The sequence below is a fragment of the Sphingobium sp. genome (genome assembly GCF_049304695.1).
In the GTDB taxonomy this organism is placed as follows: domain Bacteria; phylum Pseudomonadota; class Alphaproteobacteria; order Sphingomonadales; family Sphingomonadaceae; genus Sphingobium.
This window is the reverse complement of sequence record NZ_JBAQOK010000001.1, coordinates 1-6186: the sequence shown is the minus strand read 5'-3', so window position 1 is coordinate 6186 and position 6186 is coordinate 1. Positions and strand designations below refer to the sequence as shown.

The window sequence follows — 6186 nt, the reverse complement described above, 5'->3', positions numbered from 1 at the left end:
CAGCGACGTTCCGGCGTGGTCCGCATTCTGAATGATCAGTTCGGAAAACAAAGCAGGAAATGGCAAATGGCACCGATGATCTCGGTGCCATTTTCGTGATCGATGCTATCGCCATCTCTGCCCATTTTCGCTGAAATTAGCCTCGATTTCCGCAACGCGACGTCGCTGTGCGGGCGTGAGTGCAGCGATAACTCGCTTGAACGCTGCGGGCTTCATGGTGCGCAACTGGCGCCAGTCACTGTCGCGCCGCATCCGCACCTTCCAGTCCGCCGGTCGGTAATTGACACCGGCAGAGCTCATTCGCCAGAAAATCATCGTGACCTGGTTGGGCGTGAACGCGCCTTTGTCGTCGACGAAATCGATGAAATCCCAGGCATCGAAATCGTCCACTTCCTGGCCGAGCTTCAGCAACGCCGTCATGACCCGCTGTTTGCGGGCATCTTCCACCAGTCCGCGGCGATGCCGGTCGACCAGCTTGCCCGTCGCATCGGCATCGAGCCGCTGTCCTTGCTCGTCGACGCCGGTGATCTCGAAGCGCTTGATGCATTCGGAGCCGACCAAAAGGCTCGACGCCGTGCCGGAATTTTCGATCTCGAAATGATAGCGCAGGTCCTGCTGCCCACACAGCTCGCAGATTCCGTCCCTTGCCTCCAGGTCGAAGAATCGGCCCGTATAGGACCATTCGCGTAGGGCTGGGCCAAGAGACGACGCCCGACTGAGCGGTAACAGGGTTGCAGCCGCCCTTTCCGCCCAACTCGACATCCGATCCTACTTCTTCTTCAGCGTGAGGGTGTTTGGTCCCAGCGGTTTTGCCGGTGCGGCAGGCATTGCAGCTGCTGTGGCCACTGCTGCGACGGCCGCGTGCGACGCCGCAGACGAGAGCGCCAGAACCTTTTCGACGATCGCAAAGATAGCCGTCATGTCGTGTGGCTCGACCTTCGGGTACACAGGCACATATTTCAGCGACAGTAACGGTCGCAGGCGGTTGACGTGAACCGTATAGAGATGGTCACAAACGACGTAGGCGGTCCGCCCTTCAGCATGGCCCCTTGGGTTGGGGTTTTTGGAAAGCTGGTGGAAGTGGGTTCCCGCCTTTTGCTGTGCACTGGTGACCGGCAGGATGATGCAGGTGTCACTCAGTGAGTTTGCAGCGCGGATGACGATGCCGGGATGCTCGTTGACGAACTCGGGCACATATGCGTCGTGCGGAAAATCGACCCAGTACATCTGGCCAACACGCGGACGGCTCTGAATTCGCCGCTCGCGGCGGCTGATTGGTATATATCCGGCCTTGATGATCTCGTGATGCTGCGGGAACGGATGCCCCAGCTCCGTGGTCATGTCCTCGACCGCCGGCATGTTTTTGAAATCGATCGGCACAAAGCCTCTCGCAAGCAAGTCCTCGTCAGTCAGGATCCGCACATAGCCCGCCGCAAACAGCTCGGCCTCGCTTGGGAATGGCACTTCCATATTCTCGTTTGCTTCTGAATTATCGTTCGACATGGAAATGCTGCTTCTTCCCGGCGGTTGGTCGGCTCATTGCGGTGTCGCCGTATTCATCGGTCGACTATACTCCCCCCGCAGCGCATCGAGCGCGATTTGAGTGAAGCCTGCTTCGTAAAGTTCAATCTGCGTGCGGCGCTTGTAATAGGAGAGCCGACGGCCCGGTGTGTCCGCTTCGATCCGCATCCTTGCAACGCCTCGGATGCCCGGCGCGCGGCGGTGCTGCGCCAGCGTTACCAGCACGTCGAGGGCATAGCGACCGAGCAGGTCGCTGCGCTCCTCAGAGAGGTTAGCGGCCGCATCGAGCATGGTGCGGGTGAGCCGATAGACGTCGTCGCCTTCCGACTGGTGGTAGAGGGCCGCAAAATCGACCGGGAACAACGGTTCGGCGTCAGGCTCTTCGCTGTCGAAAATCCAAGCCTCATACCAGATGGCCCCGATCTTCTCGATCATGGCGATGCGCGCCCAAAAATCCTCCCAGGCCGCATCCTTGTTATTGCTCTTGGAGCGATGGTAGCCCGCCCAATCGCCCTTTGCGGATTTGGAACCGCCGACAAGACGAAGTGCCCAGACAGAATGAACACCGATCTCGAACACCTTGCGGGCGGGATGGTCCATGGGCGGAGTCTGGCTCAGCGCGGAAATCGGCACTCCGAAGGTCGCGTCGAGCTGGATTAGGCCATAAAGATCGACCAACATCCGCAGCAACAACGCATCGCCGGTCTCACGGACCCGCCGAAGCATCGAGGCTTCGGCTTCGATCCCGGTTACCAACGCGACGGGCAAAAAGATCGGGTCGCTGTCGAGCGGGATCGGTTGCAGGCGATATTGCGGATACAGCTTCGTCGACCGCTCAGTGCGTGCGACAAAGCCGTGCTGGATCAGCTCGTCGATCGCCACCTTGGCCCGAGGTTTTCCCATGCCGGTGTGCTGTTCGCATGCCTTGGCCGACCACTTGCTGAGCTGGTGATCGCTACCCGTTCCCGCGAGGAGCACAATAAAGGCCGTGACCAAGTTCAGCCTGTTGCCGGTTTCGACCTGCCACAGGCGTTCCCACGCGGAGCGATCGATAGCGAGGAAGTTGCCCCCACGCCCTTTCCCTCGAATGCGATCGACACCGACTGATTCGGCTTCGGGGGACGCCGAACGGTCCAAGGGCGCACTTCTCGATCGTTCCATAGCGGCGCGTTAGCATGTGTTTCTGTCCCCATCAAGGGTATCAATGCATTCAAGGTATTCAAGGCCATCAAGAACAATAGAACATATCAAGGTTATCAAGTAACATTCGAGCATGCCGTTTTCCAGCTGGTACCGTTAGAAATGGCCGGAATCAGGGCGTTAGCGCGCTGGCGTACATTGAATTTTAATACCCAGAGGGCTATATGGTTCTCACAGCTTCGGCTGCTTCGGCCTCACGGCCTTTTGGAATTACACCGCAAGGTGCTCGGGGAGAGTCTCGCAAGAGGCTCTCCCCTTTCCTCGTCCAGATTTGCCGCTCTCGCTCCGTTTTATACTCGCCGAGCGCAATGGGCGTTCAGCGTCATTGGCGGGATTACACGACCGGTCACGCGCTCTCTGCTGCTCGGGTTACTTGTGAATTTGGCTCCGCGGCCTACTCTGCCGCCATGGTAGGGATCGACGAACATCTGCGCGAAGTATTGGCGAGGCATCGGGTCGATACCGGCCTCTTTTCGCCGGTGCGCGGCGTTCAGCCGTTGATCGAGCCAGTCATCCAGACATGGGGCGGCCCGTTCATCGTCGATATCCGCACAAGCGGGTCTTTCGCGAAGGGGACCGCAGTTCACGGCGGCACGGATATCGATCTTTTCGTCTCGCTCACATCGACGCTGACTGACACACTGCAGCGGATATCCGACACATTGTTCAACGCTTTCTTGCAAGCTGGCTATGCGCCACGCCGTCAGAACGTGTCGACCGGTTTGACGGTGAACGGATGGAAAGTCGATGTGACGCCGGCCAGGCGGCAAGATCAGTACGGCAACTACCATAGCCTATGGAGCACTAAGACAGGTAGCTGGCTCCAGACCAACATTAGCGAACATATACGGGTTGTTTCTAACTCTGGTCGTCTCGATGAAATTCGGCTTATCAAGATTTGGCGCAATCACTTTGGCATCGACTGGCAGTCGTTTTATCTTGAGCTTTTTGTGCTTGATGCGCTCCGGGGTGCCCGGGTTGGGAATGTCCAGGAGAATATCGTCACTGTGTTTCGCGCCATAACGACTTCTCTTGCCAACAAACGGCTCGTTGATCCGGCAAACACCAACAACGTCGTTTCCAATGTGCTCACGGCAGATGCAAAGGGTGCCGTAATAAAAAGCGCGCAAGTCGCGCTTGAGAGCCCGTGGAACGTCGTATTCCAATGACGTCTGAATGGTCCCTCGCGGCGTTGTTCGCCGACTTCCACGAGAAGATACAAAGCGAGCTGGCTACAGCGCGCAAGCTCGGCCACCCTACCGACAAAGGCGACGCCAGCGAGCAGGTCTGGATTGACGTCCTGACCCACTATCTGCCCCGCAGATATGAAGCCCGCAAAGGATTTGTAGTCGATAGCCGAGGTGTCTTCAGCCAGCAGATCGACGTGATCATCCACGACCGACAATATTCTCCATTCGTGTTCACGTTCAAAGGCACCGATGTCGTACCGGCGGAAAGCGTATATGCGGTGTTTGAAGCCAAGCAGGAGTTGACGGCCGATTACATCCGCTATGCCGGAGAGAAGGCGGCTTCCGTGCGCCGGCTGCACCGCACAAGTCTGTCTGCAGAGACGATCGACGGGCCGTCCCGCGCGAAGCCGCTCCATCATATTCTTGCGGGCATTCTCACACTGAGCGCAGGCTGGAAGCCGCCTTTGGGCGACACGTTAGCAGGGCATCTTAGACGTGACCTGGACGAGGAATCGCTCGACATTGGATGCATTGCCGATGCTGGTTGGTTCACCAAGTGCGCAGACAGTTTTGAGCTCAACACGGTCGACAAGGCCGCGACCCGCTTTCTGTTCGAACTGATTGCGCAGCTCCAAGCTATTGGGACTGCGCCAATGCTCGACATTCGGGCGTATGCGAGCATGATCTGATGCCGAAAGTGGAAAGCTGATGCAGGACCAGTGAATGCTAACCGGATCTCATCAGGAGACACCGGCACCGCGCACGGAATCGCACGCTTTGCAGAGCTGTCATGGCCTTGGGAATTATCAACTGCTCCGAATTATATCGAGTTCGTCGGGCTCGATGTTGAGTCGGATGCGCCATCGCGCCAGCATCCTGCCCTCATTGGGAAACAGGGGATCGAGACGCTGATAGGTCGGGGTCAGCCGCGCGCGCAACGGCTCCAATGCGGCTGCATCGGCCAGTCCGTAAAATTCCAGCAGATAGCCCAAGCGGCGGATTACCGCGCCGACGCCGAGGCGAAGCGCGTAGTCGATCATCAGTGCGACCCGCAGCGTATCGCGCTTCATCCAGAGCCCCCTGGCGACCTCCGTGACGCCGCCGACAAATTGCGGATGGTCGAGACCATCGATGATGGTCCGCTCGGGATCGCTGACACGGACTTGCTCTTGGGATGTGATCCAGATCTCGGTCACGCCGAAGAAATCCTGCGGTTTGACGTCGACGAAACGGAACCCATATCCGTGGATGTGCTGCGGGCGCAGGCGTTTGGCGCAGGAGACGATGATGACCAACTGCGGTTGCGTGACCATGCGGTGAAGCTCAAGGGCGCTGCCGTGAGAAATGAAGTAGGGCGCGTCGCCAACCAGCGTTCTTGCGATGAGGTAGGGATCGCTCACATGCTCGGTGTCGCGGCCCCGCTCGAAAGGCACCAGATTGTAGAGACCGGGCTTGAGGCGCGTGACGATGCCGCGCGCTTCGGTGTTCGCGACGAGGCTGCGTGCCGATGACGGGCTCAGACCTGTGATCTCGGCGACGTCGGCGAGCGAAAAGATCGGCTGCCGGCGTTCGTTGAGTTCGACGATCAGCTGGGCGGCCCGAGGTCCAAGCGTCTTGAGATTATATCCTTCGCGCAATTTGAGCCTCTGTGAGCGATGTCCGGCGCGTTCGATATAACGATGATTATACTATCTGGCAAGTTTGTCGCGTTCTGCGGGACGAGTCGCGCGCATAGTATATCCGACAGGCTCAAGTTGCACCCCTCGTGGTTTACCAATCACGATAAATGTTCGTCCAAGCCGAACAAATGTGCCTGTTCTTAAACCAGGAGACGATCGCCGGACCCATTTGTCGCAGAGGGGCTATGCCACAAAAGACTTGATTCCCAGTCACCGAGAGCGGCTGCGTTCCTGAGGCTTGGGCTCGCGACCGGGACGGGGGATGGGGGGCGTAGCTGGGTCGCGGCCGCGGACCACATCCTGCCTGACGCTGGGGGAGACGTCCTTGACCATTGCCGGTCGGATATTGCGTCCCGCCGCAATATGCGCATCGAGCTGTGTGCGGGCGACTGTCATCACCCGCGCAACCGCCTCGGGATTGTCGAACAACGTCCGTCGTATCACCGCTTCCATCACGCGCATCTGGCTGTCGGCCGCACGGTCATTCGGCGTGTTGCCACGATCGCCGCGCCGGGCATCCGGCCCTTCCAAAACGCTGCCGTCGCTCTGGCGGCTTATCCCGCTTGACCCACGGGCGACATCGACGTCACGGGCTG

General features: G+C 58.8%; 6 protein-coding genes and 1 pseudogene. 2 read left to right on the top strand and 5 right to left on the bottom strand.

From position 1 onward, the window contains the following. Nucleotides 1-105: 105 nt before the first annotated feature. The 3 genes from WA070_RS00035 to WA070_RS00025 are packed head-to-tail and all read right to left on the bottom strand — an operon-like array spanning nucleotide 106 to nucleotide 2517. Complete coding sequence (locus WA070_RS00035) at nucleotides 106-762, bottom strand: hypothetical protein (RefSeq protein WP_422632198.1); 657 nt, start codon at nucleotides 760-762, stop codon at nucleotides 106-108. A gap of 6 nt (nucleotides 763-768) precedes the next feature. After that, on the bottom strand, nucleotides 769-1503 hold the full coding sequence (locus WA070_RS00030; protein ID WP_422632197.1) for a type II toxin-antitoxin system PemK/MazF family toxin: 735 nt from the start codon (nucleotides 1501-1503) through the stop codon (nucleotides 769-771). Nucleotides 1504-1536: 33 nt separating this feature from the next. After that, nucleotides 1537-2517, bottom strand: coding sequence for a hypothetical protein (locus tag WA070_RS00025; protein WP_422632196.1), 981 nt, complete (start codon nucleotides 2515-2517; stop codon nucleotides 1537-1539). 611 nt (nucleotides 2518-3128) lie between these two features. On the opposite strand from WA070_RS00025, the gene WA070_RS00020 reads away from it, so the two are divergent. Beyond that, complete coding sequence (locus WA070_RS00020; protein ID WP_066608959.1) at nucleotides 3129-3890, top strand: hypothetical protein; 762 nt, start codon at nucleotides 3129-3131, stop codon at nucleotides 3888-3890. Further along, nucleotides 3869-4600, top strand: coding sequence for a DUF6602 domain-containing protein (locus WA070_RS00015; protein WP_330219426.1), 732 nt, complete (start codon nucleotides 3869-3871; stop codon nucleotides 4598-4600). The genes WA070_RS00020 and WA070_RS00015 overlap by 22 nt, the downstream gene beginning before the upstream one ends. 117 nt (nucleotides 4601-4717) lie before the next feature. On the opposite strand, the gene WA070_RS00010 is transcribed toward WA070_RS00015, so the two are convergent. Continuing rightward, complete coding sequence (locus WA070_RS00010) at nucleotides 4718-5548, bottom strand: type IV toxin-antitoxin system AbiEi family antitoxin domain-containing protein (protein ID WP_422632195.1); 831 nt, start codon at nucleotides 5546-5548, stop codon at nucleotides 4718-4720. Nucleotides 5549-5800: 252 nt separating this feature from the next. Then, nucleotides 5801-6186, bottom strand: a pseudogene (locus WA070_RS00005) (DNA transfer protein); the annotation flags it as partial.

Bases quoted from the DNA above. Each gene is read 5' to 3' on its own strand.
- WA070_RS00035 (WP_422632198.1), bottom strand. From the start codon at position 762: ATGTCGAGTTGGGCGGAAAGGGCGGCTGCAACCCTGTTACCGCTCAGT.
- WA070_RS00020 (WP_066608959.1), top strand. From the start codon at position 3,129: ATGGTAGGGATCGACGAACATCTGCGCGAAGTATTGGCGAGGCATCGG.
- WA070_RS00030 (WP_422632197.1), bottom strand. From the start codon at position 1,503: ATGTCGAACGATAATTCAGAAGCAAACGAGAATATGGAAGTGCCATTC.